Below are 16678 nucleotides of genomic sequence, written 5' to 3'. Positions count from 1 at the left end.
ACAACTATGAAGAAGCAACAGAGCGGTTTCACCATGATTGAGTTGATTATGGTGATTGTTGTTTTGGGGATTTTGGCTGCGTTTGCATTGCCTAAGTTTGTAGATTTGGGAGCGGATGCGCGTGGAGCTACCGTTCAGGCCGCGTATGGCTCGATGAAGTCAGCTTCCGCGATGGCTCACTCTTCTTGGCTCGCCAAGAATGGTTCAACGAACGATATCTCCGTCGAAGGGAAAACGTTTACGCTGGTGAATGGTTATCCGAAAGAGGACGATATCGCTGAGCTATCTGGCTTAAATATCACTGCAAGTACTGGGGATTTCGTTCTGTTGACAACACAGCCGACGACTGGAATCGCTTACACTCACAAAGGAGTTTCGGCGGACAATCAGGCTACATGTGCTGTGATATATACAGCGCCAACAACTTCGGGTGAGGTTCCTGATATTAAAGCGGTTACGACTAATTGCAATTAATAAGCCTGTAAAGTGGGTGCGCTCGGCCAACTAACCCCCGCATCTTTGATCTACGGGGTTCGCCGGCCTTACGATGCTCTTCCGCAACCCGGCTTTTGCCGGGTTGCCATTAATTCCTGGAGGCGAGATAAATCACTCCTCCGACGCGCTTGAGCAGAAGGGCCGGCTAATGGTTAAACAGCGCGGTTTTACGATCGTCGAGTTAATCATGGTGATCGTGATTCTCGGCGTTATCTCCGCCGTGGCCGTACCGCACTTTTTCGACCGCAAGGTCTTCGATGAACGCTTTTATTTCGAGGAAGCGCTCTCGACTGTTCGCTATGGGCAGAAGCTGGCTGTGGCGAGTGGTTGCCCCATTGCCTTTCAAATCGATACTTCTGGATATTCATTGAATTACAGCGGCGGCGATTGCGGTGTCATGCCTGTCGGAAACGACTACGTCAAGTCGCTGCCGACTGGCGTTGCTGTCACTAAAGCACTCGCCATCAGTTTCAACTCCCTTGGCAGCGTCAACGAAGCCTGTCCCGGCGGACGATGTGTGACCACGATTGGCAGCCACACCTTTACCGTCCACTCCGCCACCGGCTTTATCGAGGTGGGCCAATGACTCGATTCCAGACCGTAAGCTGGGTTGAGCCTGCGAAGCCCAACGAGCAGAGTATCGGCAGGGTCCGGTCATTGCTTCGATGCGCATTGGACTTCGACACCATTTTCCTCATTCACAGCCTAACGGGCTTCAACGTAGGGTGGATGACGCTTTACCCATCCACCAATGTTCTCCACGCCACCAGTCACAATCCGGCCCCATGGTGGAAAACGCTGCGCGGTTTTCCACCCTACGGCCGCGCCACGGGACCGAGGTATCAGCCGTGATCCGGCCACAACGCGGAATGACTCTGGTCGAACTGGTCATCACCATCGTTATCATCGGCATCGCCGCAGCGGCATTGTTTTTCGCCATGGCCAGCATCACCGCGCGCTCGGCCGATCCGCTGCTGCGCCAGCAGAGCGTAATGATCGCCGAAAGCTATCTGTCGGCGGCGCTGGCGCTGCCTTACGGTCAGCTGAGCAGCGCGGCGCAATCGGCCGCTGCACCCCGAAATCTTGCCGGCGAACCGGTTACCGAGCTGGTCGGCTACTCGGTCGCACTGACGGTCGATGGTGCTGCCAATCTGAACGGTGTTGACGCCACCCGCATCGAGGTGACGGTGACCGATCCGCAGAACCAGTTGTTACAGCTTTCCGGTTGGCGCACCTGCTACGGTGAGTACGACGCCTCGGGGAATGCCCTATGCCCCTGATGCGAGCGCCGAGGCGCCAGAACAGTCAGCGAGCGAGGACATTCGCGGGCGCTGGCTGGGCACTCTCCCGTCAGGGCTTCAGGCAAACCGTAGGCAGTACCAATGGGTTCACGCTGGTCGAGCTGATCATGGTGATCGCGCTGGCTGGCGTCGTTGCGGTGATGGTCGGTACGGTCATGTCGCGGCCGTTGCAAGGCTTCGCCGATAATAGTCAGCGGGCTGAACTGACCGATCGGGCGGCGATTGCGCTCAACCGGATGGCGCGCGATATTCGGCTAGCCGTACCGAACTCCGTCCTTGTAGCCGACACGGGCGATGAAGTCAGGCTCGTTCCGATTGCGGCCGCCGGACGCTATCGGGCCAATCTGCCGGTGCCCGATGGGCCACGTCAGGATCCACCGGCCTGTACGCAGATATCCGGCCGCTGCGTGATCGATATCCTCAGCCCAATCGAGCCGGCAGATAGCAAAAACAACAAGCATTGGCTGATCATCTATAACACCGGTTCGCTCGTCGGGCGCCCCGAGCCCGTCGATGGAGCGGTCTCGCCGGTGTCACCCAAGGTCTTCACATGGGAAAACGGCGTGCTTGAGGCTGATCTCTCGGCTTTCCGTTTTGAGTTCGCCTCGCCGCAGCATCGGTTTTTTCTGGCCGACCGAGCCGTCGGCTATCAGTGCCGAAACGGTGCGCTAATTCGCGCCGAATTTGGCGAACTGGCCGCGTCTGATTATTCCGGTGCCGCCACCGTGGTCGATCGTGTCGATTGCGGCCAGAGCCAGTTCAGCTACGAACCCGGCAACAACACGCGCAACGGCCTTGTGACGCTCAAACTGGTACTGGCTGGCGCTGGCGGAACCGTCACCCTCTTGCAGCAGGTCCAGGTCGATAATGCGCCCTGATTTTTCCTTCCTACAGAGTCGCCAGGGCGGCTTCGGGCTAGTCGCCGCGATGTTTGTCATTATCGTCATCGCCGGCGCGATCGCGGCCATGGCGCGGATGTCCGAAACTCAGAGCGCCACCAGCAGCATGGCGATCCTGCAGGCGCGGGCCTATCAGGCAGCGCGGGCCGGGATTGAGTGGGGGATCCATAGGGCGATGGCCGGTGAATCCTGCAGCGATAACTTCATGCTCCAGGGCTTCACGGTGGACGTGCAGTGTGCCCCGGGCGCTGCCGTATCTCTGCCCGAGGAAGAGCGTAGCCTGCGCTTCATCTCACTGCAGGCTAGCGCACAGTACGCCTCGCCGGGCAGCCCGGATCATGTGTATCGGCAGTTGAGTGCCGTGGTGGAAAAGGATGATTGACATGCTCGAGAGCATACGGGGCAGCTGGAGGCTACTGACGCGCTGTGCGCGGGTCGAGGCATCGTCGCTCGCGGTGCTTTGCCTGCTCGGTATTGTCTGTCTGGGCAGCCCAACCGCGTCGGCGGCGCTCTGCTCAAATGTCTTTCCCCAGGACGCAACGCCGGATACTGGCGCGACACTCGACCTTGCCGTAATGGATCGTCAGGTCTACGGCCCCTTTCCCTCCCGTGGTGCCGCATACACCGCAAGCGGGGATTACTTCTACGACGCCGGCAAGCTGAACAACGGCGAGACCATCTCGGTAACGGCCGGCCGGCCCGTGCGGATGTTCGTCGACGGCGATCTCGAACTCGCACCGCATAGCAGGATCAATCCGAACGGTTCGGCGGCCGACTTGCTGATTGTCGTGCGCGGAAATCTAACCATCGGCACCAAGAACGATATCAATGCCTTGGTGTATGTGACCGGCGATGTCACCGCCAATTCTAGCGCTCACATAGAGGGTGCCCTAACAGCCGAAGGCAGCATCGATACCAAGGTCAAAGACGTTATCACCTACGACGAGGTGGCCGCGTCGGCGTTTGCTCAGGGCGACCTCTGCCAGACTACCGAAAATATCCCGCTTTACTTGCGTTTCGATGAGGCGAGCTGGGGCGTACCGGCGAACACGGGGCGAGGGGCATTCGACATCCAGGTAATTGGCGGGGCCGTTACCGCCGGGGCTGACCCGGCCCGGCCCGTCGATAGGCAAGGCGAGGGAACGTGTCGATATGGGCGATTCGATGCACCCGCAAGTGCGGTGCTGGTACGAGATCACGACTCACTTGATCTCAAGCGTGAACTGAGTGCGAGTTTCTGGCTCAAGGTGGAGGCAACGCCGAGCGGTAACGTCGCCGTATTTTCGAAGGGCACTACGTACAGGCTTGAGTTAGATAACCAACGTCGGTTGGTATTAACTTCGCGAGCGCCTACCTGGTTCGGCGGAAGGGCTTTGACGGTTTACTCTCGGCCACTCCCGATTGGCAAGTGGGTGCACGTAGGCTTTCACCTCAAACTAACGGTCGTCTTCTTAGGTTTGGACAGGCTAGACGGGGCACTTTATTTGGATGGAACTGCCGAGTCGGCAGCCAGTGAGACATTCTTGTTTGGTTCAACTCCGAACGACACTGACCCTCTTATCATCGCAGGTGATTCAAGTGGTCTCGTCGGATCGATCGACGAGGTTCGGTTACATCAAGGGCTCTGGACTATCGATGACTACAGGAGGCAGATGGCAGCGCGTCATTGGTGTGGCACGCCAGCAGGCATCGATCACTTCGAGTTCTCCACCAGTGCCTTAGCACATACCTGCAGCCCTCAGGCCGTCACGCTCATGGCCTGTACCAATGCAGCCCCTGGGGCCTGCCAGCCCTACCAGGGCGACGTATCGGTAATCCTCAGAGGGGAGGGCTGGCTCGGTGGCAACCAGCAGACGATCAGAGGTGGCGTCGGGACCTTTAAGCTGCAGGGGCTACAGTTGCAGATGCCCTTGGCTGTCGACGCTTCAGAGCCTGATGCCTCTAGATCGACACTTTGCCGGATTGGCGATGCACCCCTTTCTTCCGACTGTATTCTGAACTTCGCGCAGAGCGGCTTCATCTTCGATGTGCCGGATATGCAGGCCGGTCGCGGACATTCGGCTGTGCCCATGCGTGCGGTCATTGACGTCGGTGACGAAGGCAGCCCTCGCTGCGAGCCGGCGTTCACCGACAGCACGCGTGAGGTGCGTTTCTGGAGCAGCTTCGTCACTCCGTTAGTCAGCGAGCTGTCGGACAGCTCGAAACCAGTTCAGGTGAATGCCGAAGCGGTCGGGCAGAACTTTGCAGAGGCTCGGCCGCTCGCGCTTCGTTTCGATCAGAACGGCGCCACCTCGCTCGACGTGAACTACGCCGAAACCGGCCGGATGCTGCTCAACGCCTACTATCCGGGCAGCGCAGAGGAGGGTGACAGCGGGCCGATGACCGGCAGCGATGACTTCGTTTCCGCACCGGCGGGGTTCTGCATCGAGCCATCGCAGACCTGCTCGGCCGGAGACAGCAGCTGCGATGTGTTCCGGAAGGTTGGGCAGGTATTTTCAACAACGATCAGACCGGTAGCCTGGCGTGCCGATGGCGAGCTCTGTAAAGCGAGCACGACGAGAAACTATCGACAGGATCAGCTGCAGCTACGCCCGATGGTCCAAGCCCCCTCTCCAGTTATCGGTGGGGTGGCTGGGCGTGTACTCACACCGGTAGACGGGCGCTACGATCATCTGCCATCCGGCTCGCCGGCAAACTGGGATGGAGCTGTTATCCAGGATGTAGCGCTGTCAGAGGTTGGCGTGTTTCGCCTGCGAGTCGAGCCGCCTCCCTATCTCGGCGTGGCAGTGCCAGCCAGCGATTCGGCTCTGATCGGGCGGTTCATCCCTCGTTACCTGAAGGCAACAATCGAGGGCGCGCTGAACTCGGGGTGCGGCGTGTTCAGCTATCAGGATCAGCCAGTCGCCGTGGCTAAGCCGCCTGCGCTGACGATCACTGGCTATGGCATTGCCGACGGGGCGGAGTACCCCACCGAGAACTACGATTTCGATGGCTTCTGGGGCTTCGCTAGTAGCCCGACCCCGAGTTGGTTAGCGGTTGGCGGGAAACTGGACCTCAGCCCTCGACTGGACCAGGGAAACGGCATGCCCGAGGCGCTAACCTGGCAGTCCATCAGAGACCTCGCTCCCAGCGAGAGCGGGAATAACGACGGTGACGGGCAGCGGACCTATACCTGGGGTGCGGATTGGCTACGCTACGGTCTCGCTACGCAACCTGATGCCGCTGATCATCCATTCCAGGTTCTCCTGCGCTTCACTGTGCAACAGCTGACCGATGGGGATGGTGTATGCAACGGCAGCACTTGCCAGGAAGCCGAGGCGGTGCTGGACCACAGCGAGTTCCGTCTGGGCCGGCTACGCATCGGCAACGGCCATGGCTCGGAGTTGCAGGACCTCAGCCTGCCCTGGGTTATTGAGACCTGGCAGGCCTCGAATATCTTTCTCCCTGAAGGCGGTGATACCTGCAGTGCTTCGGTTTGGGGGAACGCGCAGGCATTCGAACAGGTGGGCAACCTGGCGAATAAGAGCCTTCAGATCGATGGCGGACAGACGGGGTATGAAGGCAGCCTGGTCATTACCAAGCCAGAAGCCACCGGCGAAGCTCGTATCGGCTTTCCAAATGTGCCGGAATGGCTCTGGTATGACTGGCAGGGCAAGGGGCGGGAGGCGAGTCGGGGGCTGGCCAGTTTCGGAATCTATCATGGCCCGAAGCCATTGATCTTCCGTCGTGAGGTATACCGGGGAATGTGAGTTCCGAAAGCAAAAAGGCCGCTCAATGAGCGGCCTTTTCGTCCGGGTGTAAAAGAGGGGAATCCCTGGCCTGCCAGTACCAGGGTCCCCGAAACTGGTTGATTCAGTCTATGCACTGGATGTGCCAGTTTCGTGAAGGTCGGCAGGCGGCTTTGCTCGGGCTTGTTCGCAGGTGCTGAACGCCGGAATCCGAGGGGCGGCGGGTCCCAGGCGCTGTGTCAGCTGCCGTAAGGAAGGGTCGGCAGATGTGATCTCGCGTGAAAGCAGTGCGCATGCCTTGTTGCATGCGCACATTTGGCGCGTTATTCCTGTTCCGGCCAGAGCCGTAGCGGGGTGCCCTGGGCGGGCCAGAGGCGCAGTTGGTCGATGTTGGAGACATCCCAGCGCTCGACGCGATTGAGCAGATCGAGGAAGTGGTGCTCCTGTTCCATGATTTCCTCCGCGCACATCTTGCGTGTGCTGCCCAGGTTGCTGAAGCGGATCTGCTGGCCATCACGCTCGTAACTGCCGAACCAGTGGTTGCAGCCCGCGTTGCCGTAGGCGCGGCCGTCGCTCAGCGTGAGCGAGACGGGCGTGCGGCCGATCACTGCTTCATCGCCGATCCATTCGGCAATGTAGGTGACGTCGCGTTGCAGCTCGAGTTGCTCGGTGGCACAGCCTGTGAGTCCGAGGGCTGCGATGAGTGGCAGGATTCGTGAAGTCATGCCTGTTGCTCCTTCTGGCAGCTGGGGCAGCGGTGCTGGTCGTTCTGACCGGACCAGCCCAGTTCGGTGATGCGCGCCTGGGCGGCGGGCTTGCGTGCGGCCTCGCCGAGCTTGGCGTCCGCGGCGAACTCGAAGTCCAGCTGTTTGCCGCAGCTGTCGCAGGCGACCTGCCAGTTGAGGATTTCCAGTTCGCGGAATACCGGCCCGCTGGCCACCGCCATCCATTGCCCCGGCGGGTTGATCAGGTGGCGGACCTTCTCCACTGTCAGGCGCTGGGAAAGGTCGCGGCTGCCCTTGAGCGTGACGATCAGTACATCGCCGCTGCGAATCGAGCCGCCATTGCCGGTTACCTGATAGCGGCCCGGCGCCAGCGCACGGCATTCGGTGAGGGTGTGGGCGGGGTTGAGCAGGGTGTAGCGGAAATCGTGTTCGGCCATGACTCGTGATCGACGGTGAGTTGTGCGCGCAATGCTAGCACGCGCCCCGGCGGCAGGCGTGCCGCCGGGACGCCGGGACGAATCACGGTCGAGAAGCGAGCCGATCACTGCGCCTGAGCGGTTGCCGGCGTGCCGAAAGTGTCTTCGAAAAAGCGTTGCATGTCGCGCCAGGAGCGTTCGTCCGCGGCCTTCTGATAGGCGACGTCCAGGCCATTCTTCTGGTGGGCGTCGGCGCCCGGATTGGTGAAGCTGTGCTTGGCGCCTGGCAGGCTGACGAACTGGTAGTCGGCGCCGGCCTTGACCATCTCGACGTTCAGCGCGGCGATGTCGTCGGTGCTGATCATGCTGTCCTCGCTGCCATGTTCGACCAGCACACGCGCCTTGACGCTGCCGGGGGCGGCGCGGGTTTCGGTGGCCAGCGCGCCGTGGAAGCTGACCACGCCTTCCAGCGGCACACCCTGGCGCGCCATGTCCAGAACCACCTTGCCGCCGAAGCAGTAGCCCACAGCGCCCAGTTTGGCGGTATCGGTCTGGGCCTGTTCCTTGAGCAGGTCGAGGCCGGCGTTGAAGCGGCCCTTGGCAGCATCGGCGTCCTTCAGCGCGGCCTGCATGAAGCTCATGGCGTCTTTCGGGTGATCGGTATTCTTGCCTTCGCCGTACATGTCGATGGCGAGGGCGCTGTAGCCCAGCTCGGCGAGGTCGCGAGCGCGCTGCTTGGCATAGTCGTTCAGCCCCCACCATTCGTGTACCACGACGATGCCGGGACGCTTGCCTTCGATGGCGTCGTCATAGGCGTAGTAGCCGATCATCTCGGTGCCATCGGCAGCGGTGTAGGGGATTTCCTGCGTCTGAATCTCGGCATTCGCAGTGACGCTGGCAACCATGAGCAGGCCGAACAGGCAGTGGCGCATCGTGGGATCTCCTTGGTGATCGTTATGTTGGCGAAGGGTTCGAAGAAGGATAGCGGTTCTTCGACTGCACGCGCAGCGCCCGGGTTCGGCTGCGTGATGGATACGTATAAGACGAAAAAGCCCTGCCGGTTGGCAGGGCTTTTTCGTTGAGCGTGGTGGCGATGTCAGCCGCCCAGGTAGGCGTCGCGCACTTTCGGATCGGTCAGCAGGTCCTCGCCGCTGCCCTGCATGACGATATGCCCGTTCTCCAGCACGTAACCGCGGTCGGCCAGCTTGAGCGCTTGGTTGGCGTTCTGCTCGACCAGAAACACCGTCACGCCATCCTCACGCAGCTGTTCGATGATCTCGAAAATCTGCTGGATGATGATCGGCGCCAAGCCCAGCGATGGCTCGTCGAGTAGCAGCAGCTTGGGTTTGCTCATCAGCGCGCGGGCGATGGCGAGCATCTGCTGTTCACCGCCGGACATGGTGCCACCGCGTTGCTGGTAGCGCTCCTTGAGCCGCGGGAACAGGCCGAGCACCTTGTCCAGTTGCTCCTGGAAGTCCGTCTTGCCGGTGAAGAAGCCGCCCATGGAGAGGTTTTCCTCAACCGTCAGACGGGCGAAGATCCGCCGGCCTTCGGGCACCACGGCGATGGCCTTGCGCATGATGTCGCAGGTCTGCTGGCCGACCAGCTCCTCGCCCTGGAAGCGGATGCTGCCACTGGCTGCCTGCGGCGAGCCGCACAGGGTCATCAGCAGGGTCGACTTGCCGGCACCGTTGGCGCCGATCAGGGTGACGATCTCGCCCTGTTCGACCTGCACGTTGATGTCGTGCAGGGCCTGGATCTTGCCGTAGAAGGTCGAGACGTTTTCGAAAGTCAGCATGCTTACGCCTCCCCCAGATAGGCTTTGATCACGTCCGGATTGTTACGGACTTGCTCGGGTGAACCATTGGCCAGCGGGGTGCCCTGATTGATCACGTAGATGTGGTCGGAAATGCTCATGACCAGCTTCATGTCGTGCTCGATCAGCAGCACGGTGACCCCGTGTTTGTCGCGTAGCATGGCGATCAGGGCCTTGAGATCCTCGGTTTCTCTGGGGTTCAGGCCGGCCGCCGGTTCGTCGAGCATGAGGATGCGCGGGCGCGTCATCATGCAGCGGGCGATTTCCAGACGGCGCTGCTGGCCGTAGGCGAGGGTGCCCGCCGGTCGATTGGCGACATCGGTCAGATTGACCTGTTCCAGCCAGTGCGCAGCGAAGTCCATCGCCTCGCGCTCGCTCTTGCGAAACGCCGGCGTCTTGAACAAGCCGGCAAGGAAGCCGGTGTTCAGGTGACGGTGCTGGGCCACCAACAGGTTTTCCACGGCCGTCATGTCCTTGAACAGGCGGACGTTCTGGAACGTGCGCACCACGCCCTGACGAGCGATCTTGTGGCCAGGCAGGCCGTGGATCGGCGTGCCGTCGAGGAGGATTTCCCCCGCGGTCGGCTGGTAGAAGCCGGTCAGGCAGTTGAACACCGTGGTCTTGCCGGCGCCGTTGGGGCCGATCATCGAAACCACTTGCTTGTCATGTACCGTCAGCCCCACCTCGTTGACCGCCAGCAGGCCGCCAAAACGCATCATCAGGCCGCGTACTTCTAGAATCGGGCGGCTCATTGCTTCAGCTCCAGGTGTGGGCGTTGCATCGGCAGCAGGCCTTGCGGACGCCAGATCATCATCAGCACCATCAGGGCGCCGAACATCAACATGCGGTATTCGCTGAATTCGCGCATCAGCTCAGGCAGCAGGATCATCACGATGGCTGCGAGGATCACGCCGAGCTGCGAGCCCATGCCACCCAGCACGACGATGGCGAGGATGATCGCCGACTCGATGAAGGTGAACGACTCCGGCGACACCAGGCCCTGGCGTGCGGCGAAGAAACTGCCGGCGAAACCGGCAAAGGTTGCACCTAGGGTGAAGGCCGAGAGCTTGATCACGGTGGGGTTCATGCCCAGCGCGCGGCAGGCGATCTCGTCTTCGCGCAAGGCTTCCCAGGCGCGGCCGATCGGCATGCGCAGCAGGCGGTTGATCACGAACAATGTCAGCAGCACCAGCAGCAAGGCGATCAGGTAGAGGAAGATCACCTTGTTCACCGAGTTATAGGCCACGCCGAAATACTCGTGGAACGTCTGCATGCCCTCGGCTGCGCGGCGGTCGAAGGACAGGCCGAACAGGGTCGGTTTGTCGATGCCGCTGATGCCGTTCGGGCCGCCGGTGAGGTCGGTCATGTTGCGTAGCAGGATGCGAATGATCTCGCCGAAGCCGAGGGTCACGATGGCCAGATAGTCACCGCGCAGGCGCAACACCGGGAAGCCCAGCAGGAAGCCGAACAGTGCCGCCATCGCGCCGGCGATGGGCAGTGCAGTCCAGAACCCGACCCCGTAGTAGTGCGAGAGCAGCGCATAGGTGTAAGCACCGACGGCGTAGAAGCCGACGTAACCCAGGTCGAGCAGGCCGGCCAGACCGACGACGATGTTCAGGCCGAGGCCGAGCATCACGTAGATCAGGATCAGCGTGGCGATGTCCACCGCGCCACGTGACCCATAGAACGGCCACGCCAGCGCGACGAGGATCAGAGCGATGATGATCCAGCGTTGGGTCGAGGGCAGGGTAAGGAAGCTGCCCGCGCCTGCGGGTACGCTCGGCAGGCTTGGGCTGGCGGCCCAGCCGGCGGCCAGGTGAGTACGGAACAGTTGCCAGACGAACATGGCTACCGCGCAGGCGGCGATGATCCAGAACGTACCGGCTTCGGCGCCGTGCACTTCGACGCGGATGCCGACGGTGGTGAGCTTCAGGCCGAATACCGGCACCGCAACGGCGATGACCAGCAGGGCGCTGAAGAAGGCTGTACGGAGATTGCCGGTCATACCTTTTCCACCTCCGGGCGGCCGAGGATGCCGGTGGGGCGGAACAGTAGGACCAGCACCAGCAGGCTGAACGCCACGACATCCTTGTACTGGTCGCCGAAGATGTCAGCACCGAAGGCCTCGGCCACACCAAGCACCAGACCGCCGAGCATGGCGCCTGGAATGCTGCCAATGCCGCCGAGTACTGCAGCGGTGAATGCCTTGATGCCGGCGAGAAAGCCGATGTGCGGGTTGATCACGCCGTACTGCATGCTGATCAGCACAGCTGCGATGGCGGCCAGCGCAGCACCGATGACAAAGGTCAGGGCGATGATGCCGTTGGTGTTGATGCCCAACAGGTTGGCCATCTTCAGGTCTTCTGCGCAGGCGCGGCAGGCGCGCCCCAGACGTGACCGCGAGATGAACATCGTCAGCCCGTACATGGCAACGAAGGTGACCACGAAGATCAGGATCTGCATGTACGAAATCACCACGCCATTCATGGTGCTTTCACCGAACACCAGGTTGCCCGGCATCAGGTTGGGAATCGCCTTGTCCTTGGAGTCCTGAGCCAGCAGCACGACGTTCTGCAGGAAGATCGACATGCCGATGGCCGAGATCAGCGGAATCAGGCGATTACTGCCACGCAGCGGGCGGTAGGCGACCCGTTCGATGCTGTAACCGTAGGCGCTGGTGACGATGATGGCGGCGACGAACGCACCCATCATCAAGATAGGTAGCGCATCCAGGCCCATCATGGACAGGCCGACAATGGCGATGAAGGCGACATACGAGCCGATCATGTACACCTCGCCGTGGGCGAAGTTGATCATGCCGATGATGCCGTACACCATCGTGTAGCCGATGGCGATCAGCGCATAGGTGCTGCCAACGGTGAGCCCGTTGATCAGCTGTTGTAGGTAGTGGTAAAGCTCAGGCATCACTGCTCTCCCGAAGTCCCTGCAATTGCGTTTCGGTCTGCTGCGCTGCCCACGTCGAACGCACCGCACACCCTGGCGCGGCGCCACTGCGGTACGGTGCTGTGCGGATCACGCACTGCATCGGTTCGAGGTGGGCCTGCTGTTCAGGCCGCTCGTTGAATTACAGGTACGGCAGGGCGACCCGGGTGCTTTTGGCTGGGCCGCCTGCTTAAAACAAAGCCCACAAGCGAGTGTGGGCTTCGTCAGGCTGATGGAATTTACTTGGCTTCGGTCTTGGTGCCGTCCTGGTGCCATTCGTAGACGACGAAGTTGAAGTCCTTCAGGTCGCCCTTCTCGTCGAAGGAGAGCATGCCGGTCGGAGTGTCGAAGGTGTTGCTGCGCAGCGCCTCGGCCACCTTTTCGGTGTCGGTGCTGCCGGCCTTCTCGATACCTTCGGCAATGACCTGCACGGCGGCGTAGGCGGGGAATACGAACGGGCCGCTCGGGTCCTGCTTCTTGGCCTTGAAGCCGTCTACCAGTTCCTTGTTGCGCGGGTCCTGATCGAACGACTTCGGCAGCGTCACGTACATGCCTTCGGAAGCCGGGCCGGCGATGGCGGAGATTTCCGAGTTGCCGACGCCTTCAGGCCCCATGAAGCGCACATTCAGGCCTTTTTCCTTGGACTGACGCAGCAGCAGACCCAGTTCCGGGTGGTAGCCGCCGTAGTAGACGAAATCCACGCCTTCGCGCTTGAGCTTGGCGATCAGCGAGGAGAAGTCCTTGTCGCCGGCATTGATGCCTTCGAACAGGCCGACCTTGATGTTCTTGCTTTCCAGGGTCTGCTTGACGGCAGTGGCAATGCCTTCACCGTACTGCTGCTTGTCGTGGATGACGGCGACGTTCTTCGGCTTGACGTGGTCGGCAATGAAGTTGCCGGCGGTCGGGCCCTGCAGGCTGTCGAGGCCGATGGTACGGAAAATCAGCTCGTAACCGCGGGAGGTGATGTCCGGGCTGGTGGAAGCCGCGGTGATCATCAGGATGCCTTCGTCCTCATAGATGTCGGACGCCGGCTGAGTGGAGCTGGAGCAGAGGTGGCCGACAACGAACTGCACTTCGTCATTGACGATCTTGTTGGCCACCGCCACGGCCTGCTTCGGATCGCAGGCGTCGTCGTAGCGCACGCCTTCCAGTTGCTGACCGTTCACCCCGCCGGCCTTGTTGATCTGCTCGATGGCCATTTCGGCCCCGATGAACTGCATGTCCCCGTACTGCGCCACCGGCCCGGTTACCGGCCCTGCCAATCCGATGCGGATCGTGTCGGCGGCCAGGGTGTAGCTGGCTGCGCCGGTCAGTGCCATTGCCAGAAAAATTTTCGAAAGACGCTGGTTGGTCTTCATAAGTGCTCCACTTGCATCGTTATTGTTTGAATCCTGCGGGCCGGAGTGCCGTTAAGAGGCGAACATCCCGAAACGCTCCGGCAACTGTACCGGCACAGTGTAGAAGTGTCTCCTCCGTTTGCACAGCCGGCAGATTCAACCGTTTGATGGGAATCGGGGCGCGGGTATCATTGCGCCCTTTTCGTATCTGGTGAGTCCCATGGCCGACGACGCAAGCACTCTTTATGCCAAGCTGTTGGGCGAAACCGCAGCGATTACCTGGGAAGAACTGCAGCCGTTCTTCGCTCGCGGAGCGCTGCTGCAGGTGGCTGGGGATGCTGATCTGGTCGAGGTGGCGCTAGCCGTCGCCGAGGACTATCAGACCAAGGTAGCGGCGTGGCTCCACGGCGGACAGCTATCGAAGATGCAGCCTGGGCAGGCGCAGGACTGGCTGGAGCGTGACCCCGACCTCTGGGCCGTCGTGGTCGCACCCTGGGTGCTGGTGCAGGAGCGCGTCGGCAAACCTGCATTGCACTGAAAAGGGGCGAGCTCAGGTTTAAGTCATCCTCGTACCCAGCGCTGCCTGGCCCAGGCACTCAGGCTGTCGACCGCCAGTACCATCGCCAGCATGGCCAGGATCACCGTCGAGGCTTGGGCTTCCTGGAACAGGCTGAGGCTCATGTAGAGCATCTGGCCCAGGCCGCCGGCGCCAACGAAGCCGAGCACGCTGGCCATGCGAACATTGTTTTCCCAGCGGTACAGCGTGTAGGCCACCAGTTGCGGCCAAAGCGAGGGCAGCGTGCCGTAGCAAAATGCCGCGATGCGTCCGCTACCGGCCAGGCGAAGGGCGTCGGCGGGCTGCGGCGGGGGATTTTCCAGCGCTTCGGCGAACAGGCGCCCCAGCACGCCAGCCGTGTGCAGCGCCAGCGCCAGGGTGCCGGCGTTCGGCCCGAGCCCCGCTGCCAGCACCATCAGCGCGGCCCAAACCAATTCCGGAATCGCCCGTAGCGCATTGAGCAGCAGGCGTGATGCAGCCTGTGCCAGCAGACCGAAACGGCCCGCCGCGGGGAGTGCCAGCAACAAGCCGAACAGGGCTGCGAGCAATGTGCCGATGGCCGACATCGCCAGTGTTTCCAGCGTGCCGCGAGCGATCGCCTGCAGATGCGCGGGCGACAGGTCCGGCGCCATGAATCCCGAAGCGTAGGTGGCCATCTGCGCAAGGCCGTCTCGGCTGAGCAGCGCGGCGCTTTCCAGCTGCAGGAAGGCAAAGGCGGTCACCACGGCCGCGACCAGCCCGGTCGGAATCAGCAGGCGCAACAGCAGACTCATGCGAATCTCCAGCGCAGCATTCGGCTCAGCAGGTCGGCCAGCAGCACCAGCGCGAGGAACGTCAGCAACATGCTGGCGACTTCACCGCCGGCGAACATGCGCATCGACAGGTCCATCTGCTGGCCGAGTCCACCGGCGCCGACGAAACCCATCACCACCGAGGCTCGGATCGCACATTCCCAGCGGTAGACGCTGTACGACAGCATCTCGCCCGTGGCCTGCGGCAGCACGCCGTAGAGGAAGGCCTGCAGCCGCGAGGCGCCGGCACCGAGCAGTGCGCGGGCGGGTAGCGGGTCGACCGACTCGAAGATCTCCGCGTAGACCTTGCCGAGCATGCCGGCGTAGGTGATGGCGATGGCCAGTACGCCGGCGGTCGGCCCCAGGCCTACGGCGCGGACGAACAACAGCGCCCAGACGATCTCCGGGATGCTGCGCAGCACGATCAGCAGGCCGCGTACCGGCCAGCGCAGCGCTTGCGCCCACCAGGCCGGGCGACCACCACGGCTGAGCGCCGAGAGCGACAGCACGCGGGTGGCAAGCAGGGCGCAGGGGATGGCGACAGCCAGGGCCAGGGTCATGCCGGCAGTGGCAATTGCCAGGGTTTCCAGTGTCGCCTGCCAGAGCAGGCCGAGGAATTCGCCGCTGTGCTCCGGTGGCCAGAACGCCGAGAGAAACGTGCCCATGGTGTCGGCATTGCTGCCGTCGAACAGCACACCCAGGTCCAGCTCGCTCAGACTTACCCCTGGCCACAGCAGCGCCACGGCCAGCAGGGTCAACATCAGGCGTGGCGCGGCGGCAGGATCGTGTCGGACAGTTGCGGGGTTCAGCATCGCGGAATGTTCAGTGGCGGGGGCGCTGCAGCAGGGGGCGACGGGGCATGCTGAAGCTGCTCATTGGCATACAGCGCCGCCAGCTCGTCGGGGCCGATTTCGCCGGCAGGCTTGTCGAACAGGATGCGGCCGTCACGCACGCCGACGATTCGCGGAAAGTGTTCCAGTGCCAGCTCCACCGCGTGCAGGCTAGCCAGCAGCGTGGCGTTGCGACGTTGCGCCTCGCGGTTGAGCACGCCCAGCGTGTGACTGGCGAGCACCGGGTCCATGGCTGAGACGGGTTCGTCGGCGAGGATCAGCTCCGGCGCCTGGTAAAGCATGCGGGCGATTCCGACCCGCTGCAGCTGGCCGCCGGATAGCTGATCGCAGCGCATGTACAGCTTGTCGGCAAGGTCGAGCCGCCCGAGCGCCTCGGCAGCGCCCTGGCGGTCCAGGGGATAAAGCAGGCTGAGCAGGCTTTTGGCTAGCGACCAGTTGCCGAGACGCCCCGCCAGTACCGCCGTCACCACCCGCTGTCGCGGTGGTAGCGGCGGCGCCTGGTGGATCAGGCCGATCTGGCTGCGCAGGCGTTGGCGAGCGCCCGCCGAGAGCGTCCAGGGGCGCTTGCCGAGCAGCTCGAGATCGCCCTGATCTGGCTTGAGCGACGTGGCTAGCAGACGCAGCAGCGTGGTCTTGCCGGCCCCGGACGGGCCAATGATGGCGACCCGTTCACCCTGCGCGACCTGCAGGTCGAGCCGCCGCAGTGCGATCTGGCCGCCGGCGTGGGTGTGGCCCACGCCGGCCAGCTTCAGCGCCGGTTGTGCAGCGAGGCCTGGCGCCGGCGGTGTTTGCAATGTGCTCATGGCTGGGGGGTTCGCGG

At 62.2% G+C, this 16678-nt stretch carries 18 protein-coding genes; 7 read left to right on the top strand and 11 right to left on the bottom strand.

Annotated features, from left to right (window positions below; all coding sequences use genetic code 11):
* Positions 1 to 6 precede the first annotated feature (6 nt).
* The 6 genes from F753_RS29665 to F753_RS29640 all read left to right on the top strand — a co-directional run bounded on the left by F753_RS29665 (position 7) and on the right by F753_RS29640 (position 6444).
* Positions 7 to 474 carry a type IV pilin protein gene (locus F753_RS29665; RefSeq protein ID WP_023444312.1) on the top strand — a complete coding sequence of 156 codons (468 nt, stop codon included), beginning with the start codon at positions 7 to 9 and terminating at the stop codon, positions 472 to 474.
* A gap of 73 nt (positions 475 to 547) precedes the next feature.
* The gene (locus F753_RS29660) at positions 548 to 1081 is read left to right on the top strand and encodes a pilus assembly FimT family protein (protein WP_023444311.1); all 534 of its coding nucleotides are present in this window, start codon (positions 548 to 550) and stop codon (positions 1079 to 1081) included.
* Positions 1082 to 1343: 262 nt separating this feature from the next.
* Complete coding sequence (locus F753_RS29655; RefSeq protein ID WP_245218622.1) at positions 1344 to 1775, top strand: prepilin-type N-terminal cleavage/methylation domain-containing protein; 432 nt, start codon at positions 1344 to 1346, stop codon at positions 1773 to 1775.
* Positions 1766 to 2674: a PilW family protein gene (locus F753_RS29650; protein WP_023444309.1), complete on the top strand. Its 909-nt coding sequence runs from the start codon at positions 1766 to 1768 to the stop codon at positions 2672 to 2674. Before F753_RS29655 ends, F753_RS29650 begins: the two co-directional genes overlap by 10 nt.
* Before the next feature lie 49 nt (positions 2675 to 2723).
* Complete coding sequence (locus F753_RS29645) at positions 2724 to 3077, top strand: pilus assembly protein MshP (RefSeq protein WP_245218621.1); 354 nt, start codon at positions 2724 to 2726, stop codon at positions 3075 to 3077.
* A complete protein-coding gene (locus F753_RS29640) occupies positions 3070 to 6444 on the top strand; it encodes a LamG domain-containing protein (RefSeq protein ID WP_023444307.1) in 3375 nt (1124 codons plus the stop codon). Before F753_RS29645 ends, F753_RS29640 begins: the two co-directional genes overlap by 8 nt.
* 302 nt (positions 6445 to 6746) lie before the next feature.
* Here F753_RS29640 and F753_RS29635 read toward each other — a convergent pair whose 3' ends face one another.
* From F753_RS29635 to F753_RS29600, 8 genes are all read right to left on the bottom strand, one after another.
* A complete protein-coding gene (locus tag F753_RS29635; RefSeq protein WP_023444306.1) occupies positions 6747 to 7148 on the bottom strand; it encodes an META domain-containing protein in 402 nt (133 codons plus the stop codon).
* Positions 7145 to 7585: a hypothetical protein gene (locus F753_RS29630; RefSeq protein WP_023444305.1), complete on the bottom strand. Its 441-nt coding sequence runs from the start codon at positions 7583 to 7585 to the stop codon at positions 7145 to 7147. Before F753_RS29630 ends, F753_RS29635 begins: the two co-directional genes overlap by 4 nt.
* 104 nt (positions 7586 to 7689) lie before the next feature.
* Positions 7690 to 8496, bottom strand: coding sequence for a dienelactone hydrolase family protein (locus F753_RS29625; protein ID WP_023444304.1), 807 nt, complete (start codon positions 8494 to 8496; stop codon positions 7690 to 7692).
* A gap of 164 nt (positions 8497 to 8660) precedes the next feature.
* Complete coding sequence (locus F753_RS29620) at positions 8661 to 9362, bottom strand: ABC transporter ATP-binding protein (RefSeq protein ID WP_023444303.1); 702 nt, start codon at positions 9360 to 9362, stop codon at positions 8661 to 8663.
* A 2-nt stretch (positions 9363 to 9364) separates the two neighbouring features.
* Complete coding sequence (gene livG, locus F753_RS29615) at positions 9365 to 10132, bottom strand: high-affinity branched-chain amino acid ABC transporter ATP-binding protein LivG (protein WP_023444302.1); 768 nt, start codon at positions 10130 to 10132, stop codon at positions 9365 to 9367.
* Positions 10129 to 11385, bottom strand: coding sequence for a high-affinity branched-chain amino acid ABC transporter permease LivM (locus tag F753_RS29610; protein WP_023444301.1), 1257 nt, complete (start codon positions 11383 to 11385; stop codon positions 10129 to 10131). Before F753_RS29610 ends, livG begins: the two co-directional genes overlap by 4 nt.
* Entirely contained in the window at positions 11382 to 12305 is a 924-nt protein-coding gene (gene livH, locus F753_RS29605; RefSeq protein WP_003299167.1) for a high-affinity branched-chain amino acid ABC transporter permease LivH, read from the bottom strand. Before livH ends, F753_RS29610 begins: the two co-directional genes overlap by 4 nt.
* A gap of 257 nt (positions 12306 to 12562) precedes the next feature.
* Entirely contained in the window at positions 12563 to 13681 is a 1119-nt protein-coding gene (locus tag F753_RS29600; RefSeq protein WP_014821207.1) for a branched-chain amino acid ABC transporter substrate-binding protein, read from the bottom strand.
* A 199-nt stretch (positions 13682 to 13880) separates the two neighbouring features.
* Between F753_RS29600 and F753_RS29595 the strand changes: the two genes are divergently transcribed.
* Positions 13881 to 14198: a DUF2288 domain-containing protein gene (locus tag F753_RS29595; protein ID WP_023444300.1), complete on the top strand. Its 318-nt coding sequence runs from the start codon at positions 13881 to 13883 to the stop codon at positions 14196 to 14198.
* Positions 14199 to 14221: 23 nt separating this feature from the next.
* Here F753_RS29595 and phnE read toward each other — a convergent pair whose 3' ends face one another.
* Genes phnE through F753_RS29580 form a run of 3 tightly spaced genes read right to left on the bottom strand, consistent with a single transcriptional unit; the run spans position 14222 to position 16661 of the window.
* Positions 14222 to 14989, bottom strand: coding sequence for a phosphonate ABC transporter, permease protein PhnE (gene phnE / locus F753_RS29590; protein ID WP_023444299.1), 768 nt, complete (start codon positions 14987 to 14989; stop codon positions 14222 to 14224).
* Entirely contained in the window at positions 14986 to 15819 is an 834-nt protein-coding gene (locus F753_RS29585) for a PhnE/PtxC family ABC transporter permease (RefSeq protein ID WP_023444298.1), read from the bottom strand. The genes phnE and F753_RS29585 overlap by 4 nt, the downstream gene beginning before the upstream one ends.
* Entirely contained in the window at positions 15813 to 16661 is an 849-nt protein-coding gene (locus tag F753_RS29580) for a phosphonate ABC transporter ATP-binding protein (protein ID WP_023444297.1), read from the bottom strand. Before F753_RS29580 ends, F753_RS29585 begins: the two co-directional genes overlap by 7 nt.
* Positions 16662 to 16678: the final 17 nt, after the last annotated feature.

This window comes from Stutzerimonas chloritidismutans AW-1 (genome assembly GCF_000495915.1).
Lineage (GTDB): Bacteria > Pseudomonadota > Gammaproteobacteria > Pseudomonadales > Pseudomonadaceae > Stutzerimonas > Stutzerimonas chloritidismutans.
Note: the sequence above shows the minus strand (reverse complement) of the source record. Positions and strands in the feature narration are given on the sequence as shown.

Coding starts and splice junctions, on each gene's coding strand:
- F753_RS29665 (WP_023444312.1), top strand. CDS start 7: ATGAAGAAGCAACAGAGCGGTTTCACCATGATTGAGTTGATTATGGTG.
- F753_RS29660 (WP_023444311.1), top strand. CDS start 548: ATGCTCTTCCGCAACCCGGCTTTTGCCGGGTTGCCATTAATTCCTGGA.
- F753_RS29650 (WP_023444309.1), top strand. CDS start 1,766: ATGCCCCTGATGCGAGCGCCGAGGCGCCAGAACAGTCAGCGAGCGAGG.
- F753_RS29645 (WP_245218621.1), top strand. CDS start 2,724: ATGTTTGTCATTATCGTCATCGCCGGCGCGATCGCGGCCATGGCGCGG.
- F753_RS29640 (WP_023444307.1), top strand. CDS start 3,070: ATGATTGACATGCTCGAGAGCATACGGGGCAGCTGGAGGCTACTGACG.
- F753_RS29635 (WP_023444306.1), bottom strand. CDS start 7,148: ATGACTTCACGAATCCTGCCACTCATCGCAGCCCTCGGACTCACAGGC.
- F753_RS29630 (WP_023444305.1), bottom strand. CDS start 7,585: ATGGCCGAACACGATTTCCGCTACACCCTGCTCAACCCCGCCCACACC.
- F753_RS29625 (WP_023444304.1), bottom strand. CDS start 8,496: ATGCGCCACTGCCTGTTCGGCCTGCTCATGGTTGCCAGCGTCACTGCG.
- F753_RS29620 (WP_023444303.1), bottom strand. CDS start 9,362: ATGCTGACTTTCGAAAACGTCTCGACCTTCTACGGCAAGATCCAGGCC.
- livG (WP_023444302.1), bottom strand. CDS start 10,132: ATGAGCCGCCCGATTCTAGAAGTACGCGGCCTGATGATGCGTTTTGGC.
- F753_RS29610 (WP_023444301.1), bottom strand. CDS start 11,385: ATGACCGGCAATCTCCGTACAGCCTTCTTCAGCGCCCTGCTGGTCATC.
- livH (WP_003299167.1), bottom strand. CDS start 12,305: ATGCCTGAGCTTTACCACTACCTACAACAGCTGATCAACGGGCTCACC.
- F753_RS29600 (WP_014821207.1), bottom strand. CDS start 13,681: ATGAAGACCAACCAGCGTCTTTCGAAAATTTTTCTGGCAATGGCACTG.
- F753_RS29595 (WP_023444300.1), top strand. CDS start 13,881: ATGGCCGACGACGCAAGCACTCTTTATGCCAAGCTGTTGGGCGAAACC.
- phnE (WP_023444299.1), bottom strand. CDS start 14,989: ATGAGTCTGCTGTTGCGCCTGCTGATTCCGACCGGGCTGGTCGCGGCC.
- F753_RS29585 (WP_023444298.1), bottom strand. CDS start 15,819: ATGCTGAACCCCGCAACTGTCCGACACGATCCTGCCGCCGCGCCACGC.
- F753_RS29580 (WP_023444297.1), bottom strand. CDS start 16,661: ATGAGCACATTGCAAACACCGCCGGCGCCAGGCCTCGCTGCACAACCG.